Source organism: Pseudomonas sp. TE3910, assembly GCF_056279025.1.
In genome coordinates this window covers 1,176,523-1,200,350 of sequence record NZ_JBWBQN010000001.1, presented here as the reverse complement: position 1 = coordinate 1,200,350, position 23,828 = coordinate 1,176,523, and the positions used below count along the sequence as shown (strand labels likewise).

22 protein-coding genes and 2 pseudogenes are annotated in these 23,828 nt (G+C 60.6%); 12 read left to right on the top strand and 12 right to left on the bottom strand.

Translation table 11 applies throughout. The features are described 5' to 3' along the window. Positions 1–5: 5 nt before the first annotated feature. Together ACZ9H3_RS05245 and ACZ9H3_RS05240 are read right to left on the bottom strand one after the other, a co-directional pair. Positions 6–512, bottom strand: coding sequence for a sigma-70 family RNA polymerase sigma factor (locus ACZ9H3_RS05245; RefSeq protein ID WP_176717381.1), 507 nt, complete (start codon positions 510–512; stop codon positions 6–8). Positions 513–762: 250 nt separating this feature from the next. Beyond that, positions 763–1,047 (bottom strand): hypothetical protein, encoded by a 285-nt coding sequence (locus ACZ9H3_RS05240; RefSeq protein ID WP_102051583.1) that lies wholly within the window; start codon positions 1,045–1,047, stop codon positions 763–765. A 249-nt stretch (positions 1,048–1,296) separates the two neighbouring features. Between ACZ9H3_RS05240 and ACZ9H3_RS05235 the strand changes: the two genes are divergently transcribed. The 3 genes from ACZ9H3_RS05235 (at position 1,297) to ACZ9H3_RS05225 (ending at position 2,580) form a co-directional block, all read left to right on the top strand. Continuing rightward, the gene (locus ACZ9H3_RS05235) at positions 1,297–1,509 is read left to right on the top strand and encodes a glycine zipper 2TM domain-containing protein (RefSeq protein ID WP_102051584.1); all 213 of its coding nucleotides are present in this window, start codon (positions 1,297–1,299) and stop codon (positions 1,507–1,509) included. A 43-nt stretch (positions 1,510–1,552) separates the two neighbouring features. Beyond that, the gene (locus ACZ9H3_RS05230) at positions 1,553–2,002 is read left to right on the top strand and encodes a hypothetical protein (RefSeq protein ID WP_099775038.1); all 450 of its coding nucleotides are present in this window, start codon (positions 1,553–1,555) and stop codon (positions 2,000–2,002) included. Positions 2,003–2,130: 128 nt separating this feature from the next. Beyond that, positions 2,131–2,580 (top strand): hypothetical protein, encoded by a 450-nt coding sequence (locus ACZ9H3_RS05225; RefSeq protein ID WP_476219986.1) that lies wholly within the window; start codon positions 2,131–2,133, stop codon positions 2,578–2,580. Between the two features lie 72 nt (positions 2,581–2,652). On the opposite strand, the gene ACZ9H3_RS05220 is transcribed toward ACZ9H3_RS05225, so the two are convergent. From ACZ9H3_RS05220 to ACZ9H3_RS05210, 3 genes are all read right to left on the bottom strand, one after another. Continuing rightward, entirely contained in the window at positions 2,653–3,630 is a 978-nt protein-coding gene (locus ACZ9H3_RS05220; RefSeq protein WP_476219984.1) for a DMT family transporter, read from the bottom strand. Beyond that, positions 3,627–4,202, bottom strand: a complete 576-nt coding sequence (locus ACZ9H3_RS05215; protein ID WP_083199713.1) for a TetR/AcrR family transcriptional regulator — start codon at positions 4,200–4,202, stop codon at positions 3,627–3,629. The genes ACZ9H3_RS05220 and ACZ9H3_RS05215 overlap by 4 nt, the downstream gene beginning before the upstream one ends. A 419-nt stretch (positions 4,203–4,621) precedes the next feature. Beyond that, the gene (locus tag ACZ9H3_RS05210) at positions 4,622–5,974 is read right to left on the bottom strand and encodes a hypothetical protein (protein ID WP_476219982.1); all 1,353 of its coding nucleotides are present in this window, start codon (positions 5,972–5,974) and stop codon (positions 4,622–4,624) included. A gap of 359 nt (positions 5,975–6,333) precedes the next feature. Here ACZ9H3_RS05210 and ACZ9H3_RS05205 point away from each other — a divergent pair, with 359 nt between their 5' ends. Further along, the gene (locus ACZ9H3_RS05205; protein WP_065757618.1) at positions 6,334–6,615 is read left to right on the top strand and encodes a DUF3303 domain-containing protein; all 282 of its coding nucleotides are present in this window, start codon (positions 6,334–6,336) and stop codon (positions 6,613–6,615) included. Positions 6,616–6,722: 107 nt separating this feature from the next. Here the strand turns inward: ACZ9H3_RS05205 and ACZ9H3_RS05200 are convergent, their stop codons facing one another. Genes ACZ9H3_RS05200 through galB form a run of 3 tightly spaced genes read right to left on the bottom strand, consistent with a single transcriptional unit; the run spans position 6,723 to position 9,249 of the window. Next, on the bottom strand, positions 6,723–7,799 hold the full coding sequence (locus ACZ9H3_RS05200; RefSeq protein ID WP_099775031.1) for a 4-oxalomesaconate tautomerase: 1,077 nt from the start codon (positions 7,797–7,799) through the stop codon (positions 6,723–6,725). A gap of 2 nt (positions 7,800–7,801) precedes the next feature. Further along, on the bottom strand, positions 7,802–8,518 hold the full coding sequence (locus tag ACZ9H3_RS05195) for a 4-carboxy-4-hydroxy-2-oxoadipate aldolase/oxaloacetate decarboxylase (RefSeq protein WP_102051587.1): 717 nt from the start codon (positions 8,516–8,518) through the stop codon (positions 7,802–7,804). Continuing rightward, positions 8,515–9,249 (bottom strand): 4-oxalmesaconate hydratase, encoded by a 735-nt coding sequence (gene galB / locus ACZ9H3_RS05190; RefSeq protein ID WP_102051588.1) that lies wholly within the window; start codon positions 9,247–9,249, stop codon positions 8,515–8,517. Before galB ends, ACZ9H3_RS05195 begins: the two co-directional genes overlap by 4 nt. A gap of 157 nt (positions 9,250–9,406) precedes the next feature. Here galB and ACZ9H3_RS05185 point away from each other — a divergent pair, with 157 nt between their 5' ends. Further along, positions 9,407–10,615: a LysR family transcriptional regulator gene (locus ACZ9H3_RS05185; protein ID WP_099775025.1), complete on the top strand. Its 1,209-nt coding sequence runs from the start codon at positions 9,407–9,409 to the stop codon at positions 10,613–10,615. 39 nt (positions 10,616–10,654) lie between these two features. Here the strand turns inward: ACZ9H3_RS05185 and ACZ9H3_RS05180 are convergent. From ACZ9H3_RS05180 to ACZ9H3_RS05170, 3 genes and pseudogenes are all read right to left on the bottom strand, one after another. After that, positions 10,655–11,903 (bottom strand): annotated as a pseudogene (locus ACZ9H3_RS05180) (OprD family porin). A gap of 159 nt (positions 11,904–12,062) precedes the next feature. Further along, on the bottom strand, positions 12,063–13,325 hold the full coding sequence (locus tag ACZ9H3_RS05175; RefSeq protein ID WP_099775021.1) for a gallate dioxygenase: 1,263 nt from the start codon (positions 13,323–13,325) through the stop codon (positions 12,063–12,065). Between the two features lie 25 nt (positions 13,326–13,350). Next, positions 13,351–14,688 (bottom strand): MFS transporter, encoded by a 1,338-nt coding sequence (locus ACZ9H3_RS05170; RefSeq protein WP_099776685.1) that lies wholly within the window; start codon positions 14,686–14,688, stop codon positions 13,351–13,353. A 384-nt stretch (positions 14,689–15,072) separates the two neighbouring features. Here ACZ9H3_RS05170 and ACZ9H3_RS05165 point away from each other — a divergent pair, with 384 nt between their 5' ends. The 4 genes and pseudogenes from ACZ9H3_RS05165 to ACZ9H3_RS05150 all read left to right on the top strand — a co-directional run bounded on the left by ACZ9H3_RS05165 (position 15,073) and on the right by ACZ9H3_RS05150 (position 19,024). Next, positions 15,073–16,296, top strand: a complete 1,224-nt coding sequence (locus ACZ9H3_RS05165; protein ID WP_102051590.1) for an SfnB family sulfur acquisition oxidoreductase — start codon at positions 15,073–15,075, stop codon at positions 16,294–16,296. A 26-nt stretch (positions 16,297–16,322) separates the two neighbouring features. Further along, complete coding sequence (locus tag ACZ9H3_RS05160; protein WP_163939719.1) at positions 16,323–16,988, top strand: methionine ABC transporter permease; 666 nt, start codon at positions 16,323–16,325, stop codon at positions 16,986–16,988. Between the two features lie 98 nt (positions 16,989–17,086). Beyond that, positions 17,087–17,857: a MetQ/NlpA family ABC transporter substrate-binding protein gene (locus ACZ9H3_RS05155; RefSeq protein WP_330523340.1), complete on the top strand. Its 771-nt coding sequence runs from the start codon at positions 17,087–17,089 to the stop codon at positions 17,855–17,857. A gap of 38 nt (positions 17,858–17,895) precedes the next feature. After that, positions 17,896–19,024, top strand: a pseudogene (locus ACZ9H3_RS05150) (methionine ABC transporter ATP-binding protein). Between the two features lie 81 nt (positions 19,025–19,105). On the opposite strand, the gene ACZ9H3_RS05145 reads toward ACZ9H3_RS05150, so the two are convergent. Continuing rightward, complete coding sequence (locus ACZ9H3_RS05145; RefSeq protein ID WP_476219976.1) at positions 19,106–20,203, bottom strand: sigma-54 interaction domain-containing protein; 1,098 nt, start codon at positions 20,201–20,203, stop codon at positions 19,106–19,108. Positions 20,204–20,753: 550 nt separating this feature from the next. Here ACZ9H3_RS05145 and ssuD point away from each other — a divergent pair. From ssuD to ACZ9H3_RS05130, 3 genes are all read left to right on the top strand, one after another. Further along, positions 20,754–21,908 (top strand): FMNH2-dependent alkanesulfonate monooxygenase, encoded by a 1,155-nt coding sequence (ssuD, locus tag ACZ9H3_RS05140; RefSeq protein ID WP_102051594.1) that lies wholly within the window; start codon positions 20,754–20,756, stop codon positions 21,906–21,908. A gap of 120 nt (positions 21,909–22,028) precedes the next feature. Continuing rightward, positions 22,029–23,219, top strand: a complete 1,191-nt coding sequence (locus ACZ9H3_RS05135) for an MFS transporter (RefSeq protein WP_476219974.1) — start codon at positions 22,029–22,031, stop codon at positions 23,217–23,219. A gap of 134 nt (positions 23,220–23,353) precedes the next feature. Continuing rightward, positions 23,354–23,824 carry a DUF2271 domain-containing protein gene (locus ACZ9H3_RS05130; RefSeq protein ID WP_476219973.1) on the top strand — a complete coding sequence of 157 codons (471 nt, stop codon included), beginning with the start codon at positions 23,354–23,356 and terminating at the stop codon, positions 23,822–23,824. Positions 23,825–23,828 lie beyond the last annotated feature (4 nt).

The following is a 23,828-nucleotide window of genomic DNA, read 5'->3' as shown; positions in this document are numbered from 1 at the left end:
TGTTGTCAGTCATCGCTCAATTGCTCCGCGCAGTAGGTGAGGGCGTCCCGAACGAGTTGATGGGCCAGGCTCAAGGAAATGCCCAGGCGTTGTGCGATGTCCTTGAAGGTCATGCCGTGCAAGCGGTGCATGACAAACGCTTGGCGAGATCGCTCAGGTAATTGGGCCAAGGCATTTTGAAGCTGCTGCAACTCATCGCTGTAGAGGGCTTCGCATTCTGGCGAAGGATTTTCAGAAGGCAACCCTTCGAGCTCGTCCTCGCTGGCCGGGTGACGGTTTTCCCGGGAGAGGCGCCGATTCAGGTCAAGGGCGAGGTTACGCACAATACGGTAGAGGTAACCCACGGGCTGAGCCAAGGGTGTTCGATCGGCGTTGATGTCATTGAAGCGCAGCCAGGCCTCTTGAACCACGTCTTCAGCCTTGGACCGACAGCCCACGATTGGCGACGCATACTCCACCAGCGCCTTGCGGTGTGAGAGGTAAAGTTCAAGTTTTTGACGGTGTTCTGACACAACGACCACGCTTGTTAAACACAATGACTGCCCGATCAGGCGTGGCGATAGTAGTCGTGTTGATAATCATTATCAAATATGATTTTGACGGATGATGTCTACAGGCTTCGCGGTCGAGCGTACGGGGCAGCGAGTGCCTGAGCCTTGCTGCCACCGTTGTTGCAGGAACGTCACAGTCTGGCTCGACACCCGTGTGAGCCGGATACCCTGACGAAACGAGGCATCCGGCCAACGGTTGCCACCTGCATTGCTAGGCGAATGATTGACCGTGGAAGCCCCTTGGAAGTCGCTGACGACCGGGCATCGCCGCGAGTTTTGCCCGCCAATCCGCGCGCCAGTCATTGATGGCGTGAGCCCCCTTTGCGTGTCGTGTGGAACGGCGCGTGGCGTTACGCAGGTCTCTGCGGGCTGCCTTGAAGGCATCGGTGTTACGGCAACTGCGGCATTTCACCTTTGAAAGCTCAAGTGTGGCGCTGAGGTTGTCGCCGTGATGGCCGCAGGCGAGATGCCCGGCGACCTTGAAATGAATGACCATGGTGTACGTCCTTTGTCGTGAGTGCAGGGCAGCGCAGGGCGTTTGCTCGCGCTACGCCTCGGAGCCAATCGGAACGCGGTGTCGAACCGGCACCGTGTCGTTCCGTTTCCTGAGTCTGAGGGATTGGCGACACAGGGTCTGTTCGCTGAAACACATAGGCCTACGTGTACTAGCGCACAGACGCTGGCGGACGGGCACGCGCATGCTGGGTCATAGGTAGATCCCTGCCAGTACTCCTCGGAGAACAGTATGAGCACCTTGCACAGATTCACGTATAGCGCCTTGATGGTGGCTTTGCTCGCCAGCCTGAGTGGCTGTCCGAGCATGTCGACACAGGGGCGTAACACGGCCATTGGCGCGGGCGTTGGCGCTGTCGGTGGTGCCGTTTTGACCGGGGGCAGCACCATGGGCACTGTCGGCGGCGCCGCGATTGGCGGAATCATCGGCCACGAAGCCAAGTAGTTGTCACCCCTATGCGCGCTAGCGCATCAAGGAGCACGTCATCATGATATTCACTCATAAACTGACACGTTCAAGGCTTGCCTTGGCGCTGCTGCTCGGGCTGTCTTCAGCGATGCTGTACGCGACGACTGAAGAAACAGTCGATAGCTCGGCGGTACAACTGGAACCTCAGGAGCAGAACGGAATCCGCTACCTCAGCGGAGGCATTGGCCTGGACGAGTCGACGGCCCTTCAGCAGACGAAGGGCTATAACCTGCACCTGACCTTTTCAACGGGGCCCGCTAACCAGTACGTCAGCAATGTCGATCTGGTGATTCAGACTGAAAGTGGCAAGCCTGTACTGTCGCTGAGTCAAGTAGGGCCGCTGGTGTATGTACAGTTGCCGGCAGACAAATACCTTGTGATTGCCCGCACTGATGGCCGTGAACAGCGGCGCAGCATTGCGCTCGCCGGCACGTCAACCGGCACGGTTAACTTCCACTGGAGTGAGTAGCGCAGGGTCAGCTATCGCGAAGCGTCCGAGCTGTGCGCTTGAGACCGTAGGTCCAGCCGTAGGGGTATGGTCGAGCTGTCGCGCTAGACTTCAATCCTAAGACCACGCTAAATGACAGTGGAGCCCTTATGAGAACCGCCCTCGTTCCCTGTGTAGCAACGCTCCTCTCGCTGTTTTGCCTTGGCGCCACGGCCGAGACCGTCACACCGCTCAAGGGCCAGTCCCCGGAGACTTTCCAGCAGGACATCAGCGCCTGTCAGGCGCAGGCTGGCAGCGCCAGCAGCACCAACACTACGCAATCGGGTGGTCGTGCCCGTGGTGCCGCTACCGGCGCGGTCGCGGGGGCGGCGGTTGCCGGGGCGCGTATGCGTCAGCATGACGAGGTGTATGACCGGGTCGACGATGATGTAAAGCAAGACTACCGGCAGAACCAGGCCAAGAATGCCGCGGTGGCCGGGATGGCGGTCGGTGGATCGCGGCAGCGCCAGGACCGGCGCAATGCGGACCAGAACAGCGCCAGTACATCCTCTGCCTACAGCACGTGCATGCAGCAGCGCGGCTATCAAGTGACACCGTAAGCCTGAAGCGTCAGTGCCCCGCCAAATCAAACCAAAGTGGACACATGCAATGCCCATATCGGCACGGTCGCATTAGTTTTGGCCAAGATCAGTTATCCCGCCATGCGTCGCGAGGCGTGTTTGCCTGCGATAAAAGGCGTGAATAGCCCACACCACCCCTACGAATAACAATCCTGTCCCAACTGCTTCCATAGGAGAGGGCCATCGTTGGTCAATGAGAAGGCCCATCGTAGTTGCATAAATGGTTCCGCTGGCGATCAATTGCCCGCTTAGAGCTAGAGGTAGGCGCCGCGTTGCGATTGACCACGCCCAGGCACCTGCAAGGGTGGCACCTACTCCCTGAATTAACCCACATACGATTAGCGCCTGAGTACCTGCTAACCCGTTCGGATGGCTAGCGAAGTGGGAGAGTTTCAAGTACAGCCCAACTGGGATGAAGGCCAGCATTTCGACGCTGCACATGAAGATCAGCATGGCTGACCACAACATGGGCGACATGCGTGGGCGTTGAGCCAAAGCACTTTCATTCAGCAGGCCAAAACCTGTCCAAAATCCAATGGCCATTAACGATGCGAGCAGCCCGAGCAGTATCGAATTGGTCGGGAGCGCCACCTTTGCGGCGTTGAAATCAAACACGCTCAAGTTGACCAAACTGATGCCCAAAGCCGCGACCAGCAGCGGCCCGGCAATGGCGCGCCAGGGCACGCTGGAACTTCGCATGTTGCCGGCAATCGCGAGCACGATCGGTACTGACCCCATCATTACCGGAGGGATCACCGGCCCAGCTGCCAAGACCGCAGTGGTGATCAGAAAGAAGTAGCCGATGTAGCCCAAGAAGCCCAGCAATGCGGCAATGGCCCAGTCGCTCAGTTGCAATTGCCGCACTTCGCTACGGTAAACAAACAGCACGAGCAGGCTACCTAAACCGGCAAAGGCATAGCTCACCACGGCCAGATCAAAAAGGCTGTAATCGCCGACCAAACTCGGAAAGATATAGAGCAGCGACCATGAAAAAGTAGCGGCAATGGCTGCTAACAAGCCTAGGATCATACGCTCTGCTCCTGCTGGCCCTGCTGCTTCCGGATCCAGCAATGAGCTACGTGCCGGGCAGTGTCGAATACCCGCACGTCCTGGCCCATGGCGCCGCTGACAAAACTGCCCTCCAGCAAGACAAACAGCCCCTCAGCAACTACGTCAGGGTCGCTTATACCGGCGCTCATGGCCAAGGCAGTAAGATTTTCGCGTATCCCTTGCTTGTGTCTACTCACTGCCAAATGCACAGGGTGGCTAAACTGCGGGAATTCAGCCGCACTGTTGACGAACAGGCACCCACGCTCGCTATCTTGCAAAAGAAAGCGTTGATACAAATCGAAAAACGCGAGCATGCCACTGACCGGCTCAGGATGCCCTGCCAAGGTGCGCGCTACCTCTTCGCGCCAGCGTCGGTCACGTTCTTCAAGGCAAGCCACTATCAGCGCATCCTTGGAAGGGAAATGGCTGTAGAGCGTCATCTTGGTAACACCCGCCATCGCGGCAATGGCCATCACCCCCGTCATGTATATACCTTGTGACAGAAACAGCTTCATCGCCGCGTCAATCAAGCGCTCACGGGTATTGTCCAATTTAAGGTGCTCCGGCATAGGGATGGCGTTGACTATACTGACCGGTAAGATCGAGGCGCATCCAAATACGACCTGAATCACGGCCGTTACGACACTGGCCGCAGCATGCCTGCGCAGCGGTAAATCGCAGGATTGGCCAATCAGAAAATTCGCTACGCGAGTTCCTTGCTTTGCAACCAGCAAAATCGTCGCACTCTAGCTTGGCGCTCCACTGACCAAGGAAGTTGCGGGAATGTTCGTCCGCGCTTCTCGGACTGAAGTCGTAAACCACTGCCGTGATCGTTGAATATGGCGTAGTGCATCGACTGAGGGTTGGACTTGCACGCCGGTTTGGCCGACCCAATGCCCTGGGCTGACCGCTTGGTACTTTGCTGTCCCGCCGTATTTATCAGCGTATGAGCTGCAGGACTGCCTATGCGTCAACCCGCTGTTTGTGGGCCTGGATACACAGGAGCAAATCCGCCGCCCAATGTACGGAAGTTGGTTGTCTGGCCTTGGTATAGCCGTGCGGCCACTGACAGTACCTCGCCAGCATAGGCGTAGTTACGAACGTCGAACTTCAGCACTGAGACTGTCGTTTCGGCTGATAGGGTTCTTTGGCCTGGCAGGATCAAGGCTTGGGCTACATAACTACCTGCAATAATCTCCTGCCAGACCCGCTGGGTGAGCTTGTCACCACGGTAGGTTGCCCGGCTGCCAAATCCGGTGCAAGGTTTGAAGAACAGCCCCCGGCGCTCCTGCCAAAGGCGCTCAGCATTTTCTGCCGTAATGACTTCGGTATGCGGAATGCTGGTCAGTAATAGATCTTGGGTCGCTTGTGGAACCTTCCATGCGTTCAATCGTTGGGCATCACAGAGTAAGGCCAAATTGCGTTTGTCTGCGTATAAGGCATGGGCTTGCGGGTGTGGTGTGAGTAGCGTGGCTCGTTCAAGGTAGGCTTGGCGCAGTGTGGCATTGCCAACGGCCTCGAGGGAAAAGTCGGTTAAACGGTTGTAGACCATGTCGATGGCCAACTGTTCATGCCAAAGCTGTCCATCCCTCAGGCTCAGTTCGGAGGGGTCGACGATCACTGCTTCTATACCGTTGCGTTGGAACAACTGCTGGAACAGCAGGAACTCTGGGTACAGGTATTGTTGCTTGGGCGTCTCATCGACAATGGCAATACTGCGCAACGGTTTGTCCCGCCCATACTGTGACCACTCCTGACGAAACATTGCACTAATGCTGCTCTCAATTACCTCAGCTCTTCTTGATGGTGGCAGCAACTGCTCTATAGCCGGGCAGCAGGCGTGCTGCGCTCTTGATAACACTGCATTGAGCATCGCCCCACCCGCATTGGTGTTGATCTCGATCAGGCCGAAATTGTTCTGGGTGACATGGAAGTCATACCCAAAGAACACTCCCTTGGCCCCACCTGGGTCATGTCGTGCGATAGCAGGAGAGTGAGCCAGCACTTCCTCTCGGTAAGCCGGGAGTGCAACGACTGATTCGACCGCGCGCACGACCTGCGCCATTCGATCCAAGTGGGCTGGTGCGATAAAGACCGGATGGGCGGCAAATAGGTGGGGGCAGCGTTGTTGCACAAGCTCAAACAAGCCAGGCTGACCGAGAGTCGACTCCAGGGTCTCGCGCAGGGCGTCTTTATCCAGGCTGATGCAAAAACACTGACTGTTTAGGGTTTCGATAGGCACTCCTGCAAGAGCCGCCGCAGCGGCGGCCGTCGAAAGAAACGCTGCGTCATTGTCGGGCAAGGGTATAACTAACTTAGGCATCGCTGTTTCCCCCAGGGCTGGTCAATGACACTCCCCACCTGTCGCGCTGATTGCAACCTTGGTATCCCAATACTTGGCGTCAGAGTGTACTCGCAAGCCATGCGCTGTGCGCTCCACAAGCATTCAGCGCTCGGGTGGCAGAAGTAAAGCACACTGGAGCTGCCAGCGCTGCGGCGTGGAAAGAGGATCAGTGGTCGTACGGTCAATGCTCGCGGCTGCTATGCCTTCACAAGGGAGCAGTGTTTCAGTTCACTCAGGAGCAATGTACAAACGGTACTAACCGCAGCGTATCTGGGTTGTTATGCAGGCTCGGTGCGCGAACCGAAAAACAGGTGCCAATCCCTGGCAGGAGGTGGCCGATGTTGTTCATTGTCAGTTGGTCAATTTCGTCGGAACGTCGTAACGCGGCAATCGAGCGGTTTCTCAAGACGGGAGGCGCTCCACCCGCAGGTGTGACCCTGCTGGGGCGCTGGCATGCCATCGGGCGCATGACCGGTGTCGGTATCGCAGAAGCCAGCGATGCCGCGCTGATGCAAAAGTGGGCACTTGAATGGACGGATCTCATGAGCATGGAGATTCACCCTGCACTGACCGATGAGCAGGCGGCGCCGTTACTCGCCGCAGTGATCGCCAACAAATAGCCCGTGACGGGCACGATGCCGCTGGCAAAGGTACCGTCGGGTCGCTGAAGCCCAGCGCTCCCTTTGCTGGCTGGCATGCAACCACAGTGCGACCCCATCGTTCATGCTCACTGCTGCGACAGCGATTCCGGTACACAGACCCTTCCTTCGAACAACAGCCTGGCGGTACGGATCAGGCCGCAGCCGGCGATCTGGCCGTTGTGCAGGCGGATCTCGACGCTGAACTCGCCGGTTGGATGCTCCACCGATATACGCTTTACCTCACCGCCCGGTAGGTGCGCGATGGCGTGTGCGACAGAACCTTCGATCAGGCAGGCGGTGGCCGCACTCACGGCCCCGAACACGCCGATAGCGGTATGGCAGCGGTGGGGGATGAACGAGCGGGTGCTGATGGCACCCCCCGACTGCGCCGGCGCGACCAGGCACATTTTCGGCACATTGCGCGCGCTGACGTCACCCAGGTTCATGCGCGGTCCTGCCTGCAGGCGGATCGACTCAAGGCGGGCCTTCAGCAGTGTGTTTGCGTCTAGTTGTTCGGGGCTTTCCTCACCACTGCAGCCCAGGTCTGCAGCGCGCACCAGCACGACCGGCATGCCGTTGTCGATGCAGGTCACTTCGACGCCGTCGAAGACATCCCGCGCATTGCCGGTTGGCAGCAGCGCGCCGCAACTGGAACCGGCGACATCCGCGAACTCGATGAGTATGGGCGCGGCCTGACCGGGTACGCCGTCGATCCGGGTTTCCCCGGCGTAGCAGATGGCACCGTTCGGTGTCGGTACCTGCGCGACCGCGACTTGTCCGGTGTTTTCCATGAAGATCCGTACCGGGGTGATGGCTGCGTGAATCGCGACCAGCCCCTTTTCGATGGCGAACGGACCGACACCCGCAAGAATGTTGCCGCAGTTCTGGCCGTAATCCACCCGTGGTTCATCCACCAGTACCTGAGCGAACAGGTAGTCAACGTCGGCATCGGGTCGGTCAGACGGCTTGATGATCGCGACCTTGCTGGTGAGCGGGTCGCTGCCTCCGATGCCATCGATCTGGCGTTTGTCCGGTGAGCCCATGACCGCGAGCAACAGGCGGTCGCGCTGTGTCGGTTGGCTGGGCAGGTCGCTGGCCAGGAAGTAGGCGCCCTTGGAGGTGCCACCGCGCATCAGCAGGCAAGGTATACGTACCTGGCTCATGCTCAGCCCTCCAGTTCATCCAGGCTATCGACGTAGCGCAGGCCCTTTTCGGCCAGGCGCTGGCGCATGTTGTAGAGGTCCAGACCGAGTTCGCCATTGGCCAGGCGTACACGCTTTTGTTCCTCCAGGTCGGCGCGTTTGCGCGTGGCCTCTACGACCTGATGCACCTCGTTGTGGCGTACGACCACGACGCCATCGTCGTCGCCCACCAGAACATCCCCGGGGTTGATCAATTGGCCGGCGCAGACCAGCGGCAGGTTGACCGAGCCCAGCACTTCTTTCACCGTGCCCTGGGCGTTGATGGCGCTGGACCAGACCGGGAAGCCCATCTGACGCAGTGTGTGGCTATCACGGATGCCGGCGTCGATTACCAGTGCGCGTACACCGCGTGCCTTGAGCGAGGTGGCGAGCAAGTCGCCGAAATAGCCGTCGGTGCAGGGTGAACTGGGTGCCACGACCAGGACATCGCCTGGCCGGCACTGTTCGACGGCGACATGAAACATCCAGTTGTCGCCCGGCGCCACCAGTACCGTGACGGCTGAGCCGCTGATCGACACCCCTTGCTGGATGGGCCGCAGCGACGCGCCGAGCAGCCCCTTGCGCCCTTGTGCTTCATGCACTGTGGCTACGCCGAAGCGCCCCAGTTCGTCGATCAGCGCGGCGTCGGCACGGGGGGCGTTGCGTACGACAATCCCGGTTTTTCCGATCAGTGCGCTCATGCCAGGTGCTCCGTAACCCGTGGAAAGAGGCTCTGGTAACCCTCGGCGTAGACAATGTTGCGACTAGAGGTGATGCCGACATTGCGTTTGGCCTGTACGCCCCGCTGCAGTGCCACGCGGGTGTAGTACTCCCAGAGGTGTTCCTGACCGGCCATGCACTGGATCGCAGCGTACTTCTTGTCCCAGACCTCCGTGATGTCGAGGAACACATCCGGGCGCCACTCGCACTGCTCTGGTTGGTGCGGCTCGAAGCTGTAGACCGGCGGTGCCCCGAGGATTTTCTCGCCGGGGTTGTAGCCTTCGGCCTGGGCGATGATGCGCGCCTCCTGGGTCAGGTTCATGGCCAAGGGGTGGTCATAGTTGTAGGGGTCCTTCAGCGAGTGGCTGAGGACAAAGGCCGGTTGCACGCGACGGAACACATCGGCCAGGCGAAACAGGGTGTCTGTATCGGCACGCATCGGGTAATCGCCGATGTCGAAAAACTCGACGCTGGCCCCCAACACCTCTGCTGCTGCCAGGGCTTCGTCACGGCGCACGGCCTTGACCCGCTCCTCGCTCATGTCGCCCTTGCGCCACAGCTTGGCGGACTCACCGCGTTCACCCATCGACAGGCAGACGATATGTACGGCATAGCCTTGTGCGGCATGCAGGGCGATGGCGCCGCCTGCGCGCCAGACGAAATCGGCGGAATGTGCGCTGACGACCAGTGCGGTTTTCTGTACATCGATCATGGCGAGGTGTCCTCCTGCTTTTTGAAAAGCATGTCACTCAGCGCCACTGGCGAATAATGCGTTCAGTTGTTCGAGGTATGCGTTTTTCTTATTGATGTCCTCAAGACGCAGGGGCATAGTTCCGCCAGCATGAGACTTCCAGAAGGTATGAGCACGAATGTTGGCTGATGAGCTTCCAAACCTGATGCAGGTGCGAGCGTTCGTTCGGGTGGCTGAACTGGGCAGCGTGTCGAAGGCCTCCGAGGCTGTTTACCGGGCACAGTCGGTGGTCACGCGGGCAATCGCCGAGCTGGAGGCGCGCCTGGAGGTGCCGCTGTTTGAGCGGCATGTCAACGGCATGCGCCTGACCGACTATGGCGCCCGGGTGCTGCCCCGAGCACGGCGTGTCCTGGCGGAGCTGGAGACGGTGCCACGGCTGCTGGAGGGGGCAGCGGGCAAAGCGGTCGAGCCGCTCTACCTGTTCCAGGCCCGGCGCTTGCAGGTGTTCGTCAAACTCTGCGAGACCTGCCACATGCAGACGGTGGCGCGCCATTTTGGCTTGAGCCAACCTGCCGTCAGTGCGGCGCTGAAGGTGCTGGAGGGTGGTTGTGGGCAATCGCTGTTCGAGCGAACACCACGGGGCTTGCAACCGACGCGGGCCAGCCACGAGATTGTCTTTCCGATCCGTCGTGCGCTGAACGAACTGCGGCATATTCAGGCCGATATCACCGCAATGCGCGGCACATTGCAGGGCGTGGTGCATGTCGGCGCACTGCCGCTGGGGCGTACCCGCATACTGCCGGACGCCATCGTTCGGCTCACGGCCGCGCACCCCGGCATTCGCGTGATCACCAACGAGAGCCCGTTCGACCTGCTGGCCACCGAACTGCGGGCCGGCGATGTCGATTTCATTTTGGGGGCCTTGCGTTCGGCCGACTATGCCTCGGACCTGGTCGGCGAGGCCTTGCTGACGGAGGAAATGGTCATACTGGCGCGCCGTGACCACCCGCTGTGCAGCGTGCCGGTTGGACGCGAAGCGCTCAGTGAGGCGCACTGGGTGTTGCCACGGGCCGGCTCGCCGGCGCGGCAATTGTTGGACGCGTGGTTCACCGACTCGGGCCTGGCCGTGCCCTGGCCGGTGGTCGAAAGTGGCGACTTGGCGATCATTCGCGGGCTGTTGCTGCGCTCGGACATGCTGGCCATTGTGTCCGCCCACCAACTGGAGCAGGACATTGCCTCGGGGGCGCTGTGCATCCTGCCGGTGCAGCTGAAGCAGACCACCCGTGCCATTGGCCTGACTTACCGCAGTGGTTGCCTGCATTCGCCCGCCGCGCAGGTCATGATGACGATCATTCGCCAGGCGATTCGCGAGCAGGTGGATGGCTAACAGGCCGGCCGAACGTTCGGCCAGCCTGTTGCGGGTGGATCAGAGCAGGCTGAGCGGATAACTGATGATCAGACGGTTCTCGTCGAAGCTGTTGGTGCTGCCCCAGTCACGGCGGATGCTGGAGTTGCGCCATTTGACGTTGAGGGCCTTGAAGCTGCCACTTTGCACGGTGTAGGTCAGTTCGCTCTCGCGGCCCCATTCGGTGCCATCCGTGGTGCTGCTGTTATGCACGTCGGTGCCGTGAATGTAGCGGGTCATGAAGGTCAGGCCCGGTACGCCGAAACCGGCGAAATCGTGGTCGTAGCGCAGTTGCCAGGAGCGCTCCCTGGCGTTTTCGTAGCTGGAGTTGAAGCTGTCGTTGGCCAGCACGCCGCCACTGGTGCCGTTGACGCGGAACCACTCGTCTTTACCCATGACTTTCTGCAGCCCGACATAGAAGGTGCTGGCGCCGTACTTGGCGGAGAACAACCCGGAAGCGGTGCGGTTGTCCAGTTCGCCAGCCCGCGCGCTGCCGTCTTCCTTGCCCCAGAAATAGCCGAGGTTGGCGCCCAATACCCAGCGCCCCAGCGGTTGTGAGTGCTGCAGTTGCAGGTATTGTTGCTGGTAGATGTCCTTGAGTTCGGCGTTCCACAGGCCAATCAACGTGCGGTCCTGATTCAGCCGGTATTCGCCGCCTGCAAAGTTGAACCGGTCAGTGGTGTACGCGGTACGGGTGAACAGCGACAGGTCTTCCCATGCTGGCGTCGTTGCGCGGGCTGTTGCCGCGGATTTGCCCGCCATAGAGGGTCAGGTGGTCGATTTCCCGCGAGCTGATCTGGGCGCCCTGGAAGGTCTGCGGCAGTGACCGTGCATCATCGGCGCGCAGGATCGGCAGCACAGGCATCCACTCGCCGACTTTCAGTTCGGTTTTCGATACGCGGGCCTTCGCCGCAAGGGCCAGGCGTCCATAGTCGTCTGCAGGCCGGCCGTCGTCATGCACCGGCAGTAGCTGGGTATTGGTGGTGCCTTTGCCGCCATCGAGCTTGAGGCTGTACAGGCCGAGCACGTCCAGGCCAAAGCCGACGGTGCCTTGGGTGAATCCAGACTTGGCGTCGAGAATGAAACTTTGCGTCCATTCTTCGGCCTTGCCCTGTCTGGTCTGATCGACAAAGTTTCGATTCAGATAGAAATTTCGAAGAGTCAGTGTCGCACTGGCGTCATCGCTGAAACCCTCTGCGAACCCCTCCAGTGGCAGTGCAGATGCAATCGCCAGGGTGCAGAGCAAGCGAGGGGTGACGGTTGTTTTCATTGTTGTTGTTCTCCGTTTTTTGAGCAAAGCGTGGCCCGCCGCCCCGTTGCAGGGCAGGTCGAATGGGGCTGTTGCAGGGTTGGCCTGGGCGGGCGCTGGTGCAGCGGGTGGGGGTAGGGGGCAGGGCCTTGGCCTTTTCGCGCAGGCCCCGCCCATGGATCAGCGTGCGGTTTTACCTGCGACCGAGTACAGCACTTGCTGGTTGCGGGTTTTCATGAAGTCTTCCAGGCTTTGCCCGCGCATGGCTGCATAGACGTGCAGGTTGGGGATGCCGAGGACGGCGGCGAGCTTCTCCAGGACAAAGAAGATTGCGCCGTAGTGAATCAATCCCCGCCAATCACGTCGGCGCAGCAGGTCGCGTTCTTCTTCGCTCAGCCCGGCTTCCTCGAACAGGGTTTCGGGTGCGTCCAGAAAGCGCTGGCGCCAGTTCGGTTCGATCATGCGGTGCAGGAACTTGTTCAGGCGATAACCCTTGGCACTGCGTTCCAGTGTGAACGGGTAGGTGCCTTCCAGCTTCTCGATACCGGCCAGTTGACGGCCCATGTGTTGCAGATGACGTGCGTTCAGTTCGGCCGGCACTGGGCGCGCCTGGTTTTCCAGCAGCAGCGTGGCGATGCCGGTCATGGAGGGCAGGTAGTAGTCGTAGTGCAGTTGCTTCACCGTCGATGACAGCGCGCCGCGCATGATCAACCAGGTGATCACTTCTGCACCCTCCATGCCACCGAGCGTGGCGTATTCGGCCAGGGTCATTTCACTCAGGCGCACCGGGTCGTTGACGAACAGGTCAATGAACTGGGCATCCCACTGCGGGTTATTGAAGCCGCAGCGCTCGCCGTGCACCTGATGCGACACACCGCCGGTTGCCACGATCGCAACCTTGAGGTCTTGCGGGTAGCTCTCGATGGCGCGGCGCAGGGCCTGGCCCAGTTTGTAGCAACGCGCTGCGCTGGGAACCGGGAACTGCAGGACGCCGACCTGAAGGGGGACGATTTCCACTGGCCAGTCGGGTTCACAGGGTAGCAGGGCCGACATGGGCGAGAAGAAACCGTGATCCAGCGGTTTGTCGCGGAAAAAGCCCATGTCGAACTCATCGCTCATCAGGCTTTCGCCGATGTGCCGTGACAGTGCCGCATGGCCCCTGATGGGCGGCAGCGCACGTGGGTTGCCACCTTCATCAGCCACGTCGTAGCGCTCGTCGACACCCAGGGTGAAGGCGCCGTAATGGTCAAAGAAGAACGATGTGACATGGTCGTTGAAGATGTAGAACAGCACATCGGGTTGCTGTTCCTTCAGCCAGGCCTTGATCGGCTCGAAGCCTTGGAAAATCGGCGCCCAGGCTGCCTCGTCCTGTTTATCGTGATCGACTGCGAAGCCGATGGTTGGAGTGTGCGAGACCGCAAGACCACCAATAATACGTGCCATGTGAGTTTCCTTTAAACGAAGCGGATCATTGCGCGATCAACGTCTGGTTGGCGCGGCGCCTTGCCTGACCGTTGGCCAGAATCGCCAGGGCCGCGATGAAGGCCGGCAAGCCAAGGAGGGTGAACAGGGTGGGCAGGCCCAGCCCCAAGCTTAGAATCACGCCACCGATCAGCGAGCCGAAAATCGCCCCGAAGCGACCGATGCCGAGCATCCAGCTGACGCCAGTGGCGCGAAAATCCGTTGGGTAGTAGTTGGGCGCAAAGGCATTCAGGCCGGTTTGCGCACCGCTCATGAAGAAGCCTGCGGCAATCACGCCCACGGCCAGCAAGTTCGACTCCAGGCTCAAGGCCCCAAGCAAGAGGATGAAGGTGCCTCCCAGGGCATAGGATGTGGCGATGACGCCGTTCGGGTTGCGGCGGTCCATGATCCAGCCGACGACGATGGCGCCGACGGTGCCGCCGATCTGGAACAGGCCGGTCAGGGTGGCTGCCCGCTCGATGCTCAGGCCGCTGTCACGCAGCAGTGTTGGCAGCCAGCCCATGGTCAGGTAGATCACCAGCAGGCCCATGAAGTAGGTCATCCAGAGTGCCAAGGTACCGAGGCGATAGCGCTCACTGAACAGCATGCGTACAGGTGCTTTATGCTGGGCCTTGGGTTCGGCAACGGTAAAGCAGGTGTTCGCATCGAAGGTGCCGCCCAGCCGGTTCAAGACCTTGGCGATCTGGCTCGCGGGTGCATTGCGCGCCGCCAGGAAACGCGCCGACTCAGGCAGCAGGAACCAAAGAGCGGGCAGGAGCAGCAAGGGCAGAATACCGCCGGCCATCAGTACCGATTGCCAGCCATGCAGAGGGATCAGCCAGGCGGCCAGCAGCCCACCGGCACCCGAGCCCAGGTTGAACCCGGTGAACATGAGGGTGATCAGCAGTGAACGATTGCGCTCGGGGAGGTATTCCGAGAGCAGGGTCGTGGTGTTTGGCAATGCCGCGCCCAGCGCGATACCGATCAGCAGGCGCAAGGCCGCCAGCTCATAAGGGTTGCGGGCAAATGCACAGCCCAGGCTGAGGAGGCTGAAGCCGGTCACGGCGAAAACCAGTACCCGCTTGCGCCCGAAGCGGTCGGCGTAGGGGCCGGCGGTCAGGGCACCTATTGCCAGGCCCACCATGCCGGCACTCATCACTGGGCCGAAGGCCGCACGGGACAACCCCCATTCCTGCATCAGCGAAGGGGCGATGAAGCCCATGACCGCGACGTCGAAGCCGTCGAACAGGACAATGAGGAAGCACAAACCGAGAATAAGCCACTGGTAGCCTGTCATGGGCCGGTTGTCGATCCACGCTTTCACATCGACAGTTTGATTGAGCATGCGCATTCACCTTTTGTTTTTGTAGTGGTGAAAATTCCGCCGGGCATTCGAAAACACTGATGACCGGCAGGAATCACCTGACCGCATCGCGGAGTGGGGTGAGTCTACGGCTGCAGGCCGTGGGACGGCCTCTTGGAAATCTTTAAGCGGGTATCGCTTTTGTTTATCGCGGGGGTTTTCTGCGTAGCAGGACGCTGATTCCTGGCGAACTGTTCGCCAGGCAACAGGCACCCAACACTTTGTTGCTTTTTACACTGCGTGGATTTCAGCGCTAACCATAAGTTACTGAAATATAAGGATAAAAATACTGGCATGGCTCCTGCACTGCCTCATCAAAAGGCCGCCGAAGGTGGTGGCCGACGATGAGTAAGCCGTGAGGAACCTATGCCGAACACCCTGACCAGCGCGCACTACCCACTTTCTGAACCGGATGCGCATGTCATCCGCAGCGATGCCGAAGCCATTGCCGTTGCGCACAAGGTTGCAGCTTTCCTGCTGGAGGGCGACGCTGAGCGTGATCGCCAGCGCCAGGTGCCCGCCGAGGTGGTGGATGTGTTCTCCAACAGCGGCCTGTGGGGTATTACCGTGCCCAAGGCCTTCGGTGGCGCTGAGGTGTCCTACGCCACCCTGGCCGAAGTGATTGCCATTATTTCCGCGGCCGATGCGTCGCTGGGGCAGATTCCACAAAACCACTATTGCTTGCTCGAAGACATCCGCCTGCAGGGCAGTGAGGCGCAAAAGCGCTTTTTCTTCGGCCTGGCGCTCAAGGGCAATCGTTTCGCCAACGCACTGTCCGAGACGGGCGGCAAGACGGTACAGGACATCCAGACGCGCTTTACCCACGATGGCGAGTCCATCGTCATCAATGGGCGCAAGGGTTACTGCACCGGTTCGCTCTACGCTCACTGGCTGGGCGTTTTGGCGCTGGATGCCGAGGGCAGGGCGCACCTGGCGTTTGTGCCACGCCACACCGATGGGCTGACCGTGGTCGATGATTGGGCCAGTATCGGGCAGCGCAATACCGCCAGCGGTACGGTACTGGCGCAGAACCTGCGGGTACCGGCGTTCAATGTGTTCCAGACCTATCGCTCTTACGAGAACCCGACCCTGGCCGGGCCGTTTGCACAGATCACCACCGCCGCCATCGATGCCGGTATTGCCCAGGCCGCGCTGCGCGACACCGTGCGCTTTGTGCGTGAGCATGCGCGGCCCTGGATCGACGCCGGGCTGGCCAAGGCCAGTGAAGACCCGCTGACTATCGTCCAGGTCGGCAACCTGAGCATCCGCCTGGAGGCTGCAGAAGCATTGCTGGAGCGCGCCGGCAAGGTCATGGACAGCGTGCGGGCGGCGCCGGACGAAGACGGGGTGGCACGGGCTTCGGTGGCCGTCGCCAAGGCCAAGGTGCTGACCACGGAAATCGCCCTGGAAGCCAGTAACCGCCTGTTCGAACTGGGCGGCACGCGTTCCTCGCTGGCCCTGCACAACCATGACCGGCATTGGCGCAACGCCCGCGTGCATACCCTGCACGACCCGGTGCGCTGGAAGTACCACGTGGTGGGCAACTGGTTGCTCAATGGGGTTAAACCGCCACGCCATGACTGGTCGTAGGGCGTACTGCACTGAGGAGTGAAGGGATGAACGAACTGTTCGCCAATCTCAATGGAGGGGAAATCGCTCAGGCCTGCCTCGATACCCTGACCATGCTCGGCGCGGCGCTGAGCTTTACCGTGCTGTTGGGCTTGCCGTTGGGGGTGTGGCTGTACCTCACCGGTAAACAGCAGTTGCACGAAACCCCGGGTGTGTACCGCAGCCTGTCGGTGCTGGTGAACACCCTGCGTTCGTTGCCGTTCATTATTCTGCTGATTGTTCTGGTACCGGTAACCACACTGTTGACCGGTACTTCGCTGGGTGTGGCGGGCGCCATTCCGCCGCTGGTGGTGGGCTGCACGCCGTTCTTCGCCCGGCTGGTGGAAACCGCCCTGCGCGAGGTCGACCGAGGCCTGGTCGAGGCAACCCAATCCATGGGCGGCAGCACCTGGCAGATCATCTGGCACACCTTGCTGCCTGAAGCACGCACCGGGCTGATCGCTGCCGTGACCGTCACCGCCATTGTCCTGGTGGATTACACCGCAATGGCCGGGGTGATCGGTGGCGGTGGCCTGGGCGATCTGGCCATTCGCTTTGGTTATCAGCGTTTCCAGACCGATGTGATGGTGGTCACCGTGCTCTTGCTGATTGTCCTGGTGCAGGCCCTGCAGGTCAGCGGTGACCGGTTGGTGGTGCGTTACAGCCGACGCTGAAAAATATCCTCCCGAGTGGCAGCCGGGTAGTGCTGCCAACTGTGGCCCCACGTCCACCCCACGACGGCCAATCTTCTATTGTTCAAGGAGTCACTGTAATGAAAAAGGCTATTGCCATTCTGGCTGCCGTGGTCGCGTTCAGCGTGCAGGCGGGTGAAAAACTGGTCGTGGGTGCTACCCCGGTTCCCCATGCGGAAATTCTCGAATTCGTGAAACCGGCACTGGCCAAGGAGGGCGTCGATCTGGACATCAAGGTGTTCTCCGACTTCATCCAGCCCAACCTGCAACTGGCAGAAAAGAACCTCGACGCCAACTACTACCAGTACCGGCCGTTCCTCGACGAGTTCAACAAGACCCGCCACACCAACCTAGTGCCGGTGGTCGGCGTGCATATCGAGCCCTTTGGCGCCTATTCAACCAAGATCAAGGACTTGTCGGAACTCAAGGACGGCGCCTCGGTGGCGATACCCAACGACCCGGTCAACACAGGCCGGGCATTGGTACTGCTGCATGAAGCTGGCCTGATCAAACTGAAAGACCCAAGCAACACCTTGGCGACCCAGCGCGATATCGCCGAGAACCCGAAGAAACTGAAGATTCGTGAGCTGGAAGGCGCACTGTTGGCGCGCTCGGTAAGCCAGGTCGACCTGGCCTTCGTGTTTGCCAACTACGCCCTTGAAGCCGGTATCGACACCAGCAGTGCGCTGATTGTCGAGAAGGGCAAGGACCTCTACGTCGAGTACCTGGTCGCCCGTCCGGACAACCTGCAGAGCCCGGCCGTGCAGAAACTGGCCAAAGCGCTGAACTCGCCACAGGTGCGTGAATTCATCCTTGCCCGTTACAAAGGCCAGATTGCCCCAGGGTTCTAAGCCCTGTCGGCATCGTGGCTGTCAGGAAGCCCATTCAGATGACCCAGTACACTGCACTCAAGGTTGCACCTGATGATCTGGCGCCGGCGCCCTCCGCCCGTCGCGAGGCACAGGTGAGCACCCTGCATGAACCGGCGCATATCCGCCTGCAAGGGGTAGGCAAGCACTACCCGGGCAATCCCCAGCCAGCGTTGAGCAACCTGAACCTGGCAATTCGTCACGGTGAGGTATTTGGCATCATTGGCCGTAGCGGTGCTGGCAAGTCATCGCTGATTCGCACCCTCAATCGCCTCGAGCAGCCGAGCAGCGGTCGGGTGCTGATCGACGATCAGGATATCGGCCTGTACAACGCCGCGCAGCTGGTGCAGTTGCGGCGGCGAGTGGGCATGATTTTTCAGCACTTCAACCTGATGTCGGCGAAAACCGTCTGGGACAACGTGGCACTGCCCTTGCGCATGGCCGGGGTGGACAAGACGCAGATTGCCAGCAAGGTCAGCGAACTGCTGGCTCTGGTGGGGTTGCAAGACAAGCATCAGGCCTACCCGGCGCAACTGTCCGGAGGGCAGAAGCAGCGCGTCGGCATTGCCCGTGCCCTGGTGCACCAGCCGCAGATCCTGCTTTGTGACGAGGCTACCTCAGCCCTTGACCCGGAAAGTACTCAGGCAATCCTGGCCCTGCTGCGCGATATCAACCGCCGTCTGGGCCTGACCATTGTATTGATCACTCACGAAATGGAAGTCATCCGGGCGATCTGCGACCGGGTGGTCGTGCTGGAGCGCGGAGAGGTGGTGGAGCAGGGCGAGGTCTGGCAACTGTTCGGTGACCCACAGCATGAGGTCACCCGCACCCTGCTGGGCCATCAGCTCAGTGACGTACCTGCCGATCTGCAACAGCGGTTGCACGCCGGGCCGGGGGCCGTGACGGATGAACGGTTGTTGAGCCTGCAGTTCAGCGGCCACCGGCACGAAGTGGACCTGCTGGCGATTGCCCGGGGCTCTGGGGCCCCAGAGCCGTTTGCTGCACGGTGGTGTCGAGCGTATTCAGGGGCGCGCCCAAGGGCGCTTGCTGGTCGGCGTGCCGGTTCAGGGCGATGCCGAGGCGCTGATCGCAAAAGCGGCGACGCTGGCCGACCGGGTGCAGTTGCTGGGGTACCTCGCGCCACGCTGAAGGGGCTTGCGCTGTTGAAGCTGAAAAGCCCGGGGCTATCGATGGGATAGCCCCGGGCTTCTTTGTATTGATCACGGGTGTTCAGATTGAAAGGTTGAATGCCCTGGCACCGGTCTCGCGTGGTGCGGGTTGGCGTTTATTGACCACCAGCTCGCCGCTTTTGATCAGCATTGCCCGGGTGATGTTGCGGCTCAGGCCGAGCAGGTTGGCGGTGTGCACCTGGTTGTAGTGGGAGAAACGGTAGGCGGCGCGCAGCAGCAGTGCCTCGACCCGTTCATGCAAGGCACCGCTTTCCTCTTCGAACAATTTCTGGAAGGCCTGTTCCAGCAAGGCTTCGGCGCTGTCGTTGTGGTTGCTGCTCTCCTGGCGCTCTATGCGCAAATTGGACAGGTGCAGGTCATGTGCGCGTATCAGGTTGTCACGGCAGATCAACAACGTGTGGTGAATGACGTTTTCCAGCTCGCGAATGTTGCCCGGCCAGGAATAGTTCACCAGTTTCTGCTGAGCCTCGGCATCCAGCACAATCTCGCCGTAGCCCAGGCGTCGGCTGTACTCGGCAATGAAGTGGCGAATCAGCGGCAGGATATCGCCTGGTCGCTCACGCAGAGGGTTGAGCTCCAGGCTGACGACGTTCAGGCGGTAGTAGAGGTCCTCGCGGAAATGCCCGGCATTGATCGCCTTTTCCAGTTGCACGTTGGTGGCGGCCAGCACCCGCACATTGATCGGGATGCTCTTGCGTGAGCCCAGGCGCACCACTTCCCGCTCCTGCAGCACGCGCAACAGTTTGACCTGGATGGGCATTGGCAAGTCGCCGATCTCGTCAAGGAACAGCGTGCCGCCGTTGGCTTCTTCAAACCAGCCGGCCTTGGCGCTCAGGGCGCCGGTGAAGGCGCCTTTCTCGTGGCCGAACAACTCGGCCTCCACCAGCGTTTCAGAGAAGGCGCCGCAGTTCACCGCGATAAACGGCTTGTTGCGCCGGGCACTGAGGTTGTGCAGGTGACGCGCCACCAACTCCTTGCCGGTACCGGTTTCACCAATGATCAACACGCTGGCGTCACTGGGAGCGATCTGTTGCAGGTGCGCCAGCAGCGCTTGCGATTTAGGGTCTTCGAAAACCTGCGCAGTGGCGCGGATCGACGTGGCCAGTGCGGGTGAGGGCGGCAGCGTGAGTAGTTGCATGGTCGGGCCTATGAGTAAAAAGACGGTGTTTGTAGCGCCCCGTTTGGCGCCCAGCCGTCCAGTCGTAGACGGGCTGTTGGGCTGGCAACACTGCTGAGCTGCGTAAGGCACAACAGTATCGGTGTGTGCGCTGTTGAATGTAATTGATCTAACAACCTTTAAATAAAGACATTTTAGTTATTAGCTTAAGGCGTTGCCGTGACGTGCCGGGGGGCTCTGGATCGCGGCCTGTGGATTTTTCTGCGGGTTCCCGGTGCAGGTGTTTTCCTGGCAACAGCCAATCAACAGTGTTGTTGGCTGGGCAATAGTTACCACGCCGTCAGCGGGCTATGAGTGCTGGTCGCTCGGCCGGTTTTCTCCGGCCCGAGAGGCTTTTAGCCGGGCCCGTCGGCAGCTGGTACAGCTCTTGCTCACCGCTGTCCCATACAGCCACGTTGCTGCTCAGCGCGCCGCAGAGCGCGCGCAACATACCGACGGCACGGATGCCGCGCGCCTTGCGCCAGAACGGGTTGCCCTGTCAGCCGCGCATTTATTATTGAGGCCTGTACCTATGAGCTTGGAGATTTTCTGGTTTCTACCCACCTCTGGTGACACCCGCTACCTGGGCAAGTCGTCGTCCGGTCGCCCGGCGACCAACGCCTACATGCGCCAGATTGCAGTGACCGCTGAAAGCCTGGGCTACGACGGTTTGTTGATTCCAACCGGCAGCAGTTGCCTGGACCCGTGGGTCACCGCTGCGAGCCTGGTGCCGGTGACCCAGCGGATCAAGTTGCTGGTAGCGTTGCGCACTTCGGTGAGCGGCCCGACGGTGGCGGCGCGGCAAGCCGCCACCCTCGACCAGGCGCTGAACGGCCGCCTGCTGCTCAATGTCGTACCCGGTGGCGATGCCACTGAGCTGGCGGCAGAGGGCGTTTACCTCGATCACGACCAGCGCTACGAAGCAGCAGACGAATTCCTCACCGTGTGGCGCCAACTGCTGGCTGGCAAGACCCTGGATTTCCAAGGCAAACACGTCAACGTCAAACAGGCTTCGAACGTTTTCCCGCCAGTGCAGACACCCTATCCACCGCTGTACTTCGGTGGCTCCTCGGCAGCCGCCCATGAGCTGGCGGCCAAGCACGTGGATGCTTACCTGACCTGGGGCGAACCGCCGGCCGCGGTGGCCGAAAAAATTGCCGATGTGCGTGAACGTGCGGCGAAATACGGGCGTACAGTGCGTTTTGGCGTGCGTCTGCATGTGATCGTGCGCGAGACCACCGAGCAAGCCTGGGCTGCCGCCGAACGGCTGATCAGCCACCTCGATGACGACACCATTGCCAGCGCCCAAGCCAACTACGCCCGCATGGACTCCGAAGGCCAACGACGCATGGCCGCCTTGCACGGCGGGCGGCGCGACCAACTGGAAGTCAGTCCGAACCTCTGGGCCGGGGTCGGTCTGGTGCGTGGCGGCGCGGGCACGGCATTGGTCGGCGACCCACAAACGGTTGCGGCGCGCTTGCAGGAGTACGCCGAACTGGGTGTCGACAGTTTCGTACTGTCGGGTTACCCGCATTTGGAGGAGTCGATTCGCTTTGCCGAACTGGTATTCCCGCTGTTGCCCGGGAAAAAACCGGTGACGCTAGCAGACCAAGTACTGACGGGTGGCGCTTTCGACGCCCGTGCGACGGTAAAACCTGCGGTGAACGAGCCAGAGGTCCTGGCGTAATCCCAAACATGACGATGGCCAAGGCGCAGGAGGCGGGCAGGGCGATCGACTATGCTCTGGTTGCATCAGCGGCGGGTGTGTAGTTCCCGCCGGCCAAGGTCATCGTCAGGGGGCTACTCGATGAACAGGGGGGCCGATCGTTCGCTTCCACGTATCCCGCGAACGGTCTGGACGCTGGGTTTTGTCAGCCTGTTCATGGACCTGTCGTCCGAGCTGGTGCATAGCCTGTTACCACTGTATCTGGTGGGTGAGCTCGGCATCAGCATCCTGGCGGTAGGTATCATCGAAGGGGTGGCAGAAGCCACCGCCCTGATCGTGAAAGTGTTTTCCGGGGCGTTCAGCGACTTCATCGGGCGGCGCAAGGAATTGTTGTTGCTTGGCTATGGGCTTGCGGCCCTGACCAAGCCACTGTTCCCGCTGGCCAGTTCGGCAGGTGTGGTATTTACCGCACGTATTCTGGACCGGATCGGCAAAGGTATACGCGGGGCGCCACGCGACGCACTGGTCGCCGATGTGGCGCCCGCCGCCATTCGCGGTGCCTGCTTTGGCTTGCGCCAGGCGATGGACACCGTGGGTGCCTTTCTCGGGCCGCTGCTGGCCATTCTGCTGATGACCGTCTTTGCCGGGGCGATTTCGTCGGTTCTGTGGTTTGCCGTGATTCCAGCAGCACTGGCCGTTGGGTTGTTACTGGTGGGGATCCGCGAGCCTGTCCATGAGGCGGGCGAGCGGCACTTCCGTGCGCCGTTGCGAATGGCCTCGTTGAAGCAGTTTTCCGCTGAGTACTGGTGGGTCGTAGCCATCGGTGCGGCGTTTTCACTGGCACGTTTCAGTGAGGCGTTTCTGATCCTGCGTGCGCAGCAGGCAGGTTTCGCGGCCACCTGGGTGCCTGTGGTCATGGTGGTGATGGCGGGTTTCTACATGGTGTCGGCATACCCGGTCGGTAAGTGGTCGGACCGAATGAGCCGCACGTCGCTGTTGTCCATGAGCCTGGTGTTGCTGATACTGGCTGACGTTGTTCTGGCGTACGCCCAAAGCGCCTGGGCGATGATGGCCGGGGTTGCGCTGTGGGGGCTGCACATGGGCTTTAGCCAGGGCACGCTGGCCACACTGGTTGCCGATACCACGCCCGCCGCTCTGAAAGGCACGGCATTCGGGGTGTTCAACCTGGTCAGTGGGCTGGCCTTGCTGCTGGCGAGTGTGATTGCCGGCTGGCTTTGGCAAGCCTATGGTGCGGCGATGGCGTTCTACGCCGGTGCCGTATTTTCGGCGCTGTCATTGCTCCTGCTACTGGGCAAAACGCGCGCTGACTGACCGGGCCCGTACCCACGCCGTTGCTGCACAAGCACCTTAAGGAACCCTTAAGTACCGCTGAAAGCCTGTTCAGCTTCCATTAAGTAATGGCCGTTATCGTGAAGCCATCTTTTCCTCTGCCTGAGGGCTTCTCGATGAAAAAGGCTGTCTTTTCCCTTGCACTCGCAGGTGTCGCCGCTGCCCCAGCATTTGCTCACGCTCGGGAAGTCACCCTCACCAGCACCTTGCAATCCTATCGGGGCAACGGTGCCTATGTTGTCATTTACCTGACCGATGCTCAGGGCAAGTACGAACGTACCCTGTGGGTGGCCGGCAAGAAGGCCAAGTACTACAAGCACCTGCGTGACTGGGCCCGTGGCAGCGGCCTGAATGCTGCCGAATTCGACGGCGTCAGTGGCGCCAGCGTCGGCAGTGGTGAAACGCTGAAAGTGTCGGTGGACATTGCTGATGCATTGATCGACGCCGGCTATCAAATCCGCATCGATACCGCGGTGGAAGACAAGCGCGAAAACAGCGCCGAAGTCCAGGTGCCGCTGACCCGCGAAGGCTCAGGCAAGGCCACGTCGGGCAACGGTTACGTCGATAGCTTCCGTTACGATCTCTGATACC

What these genes read in the sequence shown, in the direction of transcription:
- ACZ9H3_RS05240 (WP_102051583.1), bottom strand. Translation starts at nt 1,047, where the DNA reads ATGGTCATTCATTTCAAGGTCGCCGGGCATCTCGCCTGCGGCCATCAC.
- ACZ9H3_RS05235 (WP_102051584.1), top strand. Translation starts at nt 1,297, where the DNA reads ATGAGCACCTTGCACAGATTCACGTATAGCGCCTTGATGGTGGCTTTG.
- ACZ9H3_RS05230 (WP_099775038.1), top strand. Translation starts at nt 1,553, where the DNA reads ATGATATTCACTCATAAACTGACACGTTCAAGGCTTGCCTTGGCGCTG.
- ACZ9H3_RS05225 (WP_476219986.1), top strand. Translation starts at nt 2,131, where the DNA reads ATGAGAACCGCCCTCGTTCCCTGTGTAGCAACGCTCCTCTCGCTGTTT.
- ACZ9H3_RS05220 (WP_476219984.1), bottom strand. Translation starts at nt 3,630, where the DNA reads ATGATCCTAGGCTTGTTAGCAGCCATTGCCGCTACTTTTTCATGGTCG.
- ACZ9H3_RS05210 (WP_476219982.1), bottom strand. Translation starts at nt 5,974, where the DNA reads ATGCCTAAGTTAGTTATACCCTTGCCCGACAATGACGCAGCGTTTCTT.
- ACZ9H3_RS05205 (WP_065757618.1), top strand. Translation starts at nt 6,334, where the DNA reads ATGTTGTTCATTGTCAGTTGGTCAATTTCGTCGGAACGTCGTAACGCG.
- ACZ9H3_RS05200 (WP_099775031.1), bottom strand. Translation starts at nt 7,799, where the DNA reads ATGAGCCAGGTACGTATACCTTGCCTGCTGATGCGCGGTGGCACCTCC.
- ACZ9H3_RS05195 (WP_102051587.1), bottom strand. Translation starts at nt 8,518, where the DNA reads ATGAGCGCACTGATCGGAAAAACCGGGATTGTCGTACGCAACGCCCCC.
- galB (WP_102051588.1), bottom strand. Translation starts at nt 9,249, where the DNA reads ATGATCGATGTACAGAAAACCGCACTGGTCGTCAGCGCACATTCCGCC.
- ACZ9H3_RS05185 (WP_099775025.1), top strand. Translation starts at nt 9,407, where the DNA reads ATGTTGGCTGATGAGCTTCCAAACCTGATGCAGGTGCGAGCGTTCGTT.
- ACZ9H3_RS05175 (WP_099775021.1), bottom strand. Translation starts at nt 13,325, where the DNA reads ATGGCACGTATTATTGGTGGTCTTGCGGTCTCGCACACTCCAACCATC.
- ACZ9H3_RS05170 (WP_099776685.1), bottom strand. Translation starts at nt 14,688, where the DNA reads ATGCTCAATCAAACTGTCGATGTGAAAGCGTGGATCGACAACCGGCCC.
- ACZ9H3_RS05165 (WP_102051590.1), top strand. Translation starts at nt 15,073, where the DNA reads ATGCCGAACACCCTGACCAGCGCGCACTACCCACTTTCTGAACCGGAT.
- ACZ9H3_RS05160 (WP_163939719.1), top strand. Translation starts at nt 16,323, where the DNA reads ATGAACGAACTGTTCGCCAATCTCAATGGAGGGGAAATCGCTCAGGCC.
- ACZ9H3_RS05155 (WP_330523340.1), top strand. Translation starts at nt 17,087, where the DNA reads ATGAAAAAGGCTATTGCCATTCTGGCTGCCGTGGTCGCGTTCAGCGTG.
- ACZ9H3_RS05145 (WP_476219976.1), bottom strand. Translation starts at nt 20,203, where the DNA reads ATGCAACTACTCACGCTGCCGCCCTCACCCGCACTGGCCACGTCGATC.
- ssuD (WP_102051594.1), top strand. Translation starts at nt 20,754, where the DNA reads ATGAGCTTGGAGATTTTCTGGTTTCTACCCACCTCTGGTGACACCCGC.
- ACZ9H3_RS05135 (WP_476219974.1), top strand. Translation starts at nt 22,029, where the DNA reads ATGAACAGGGGGGCCGATCGTTCGCTTCCACGTATCCCGCGAACGGTC.
- ACZ9H3_RS05130 (WP_476219973.1), top strand. Translation starts at nt 23,354, where the DNA reads ATGAAAAAGGCTGTCTTTTCCCTTGCACTCGCAGGTGTCGCCGCTGCC.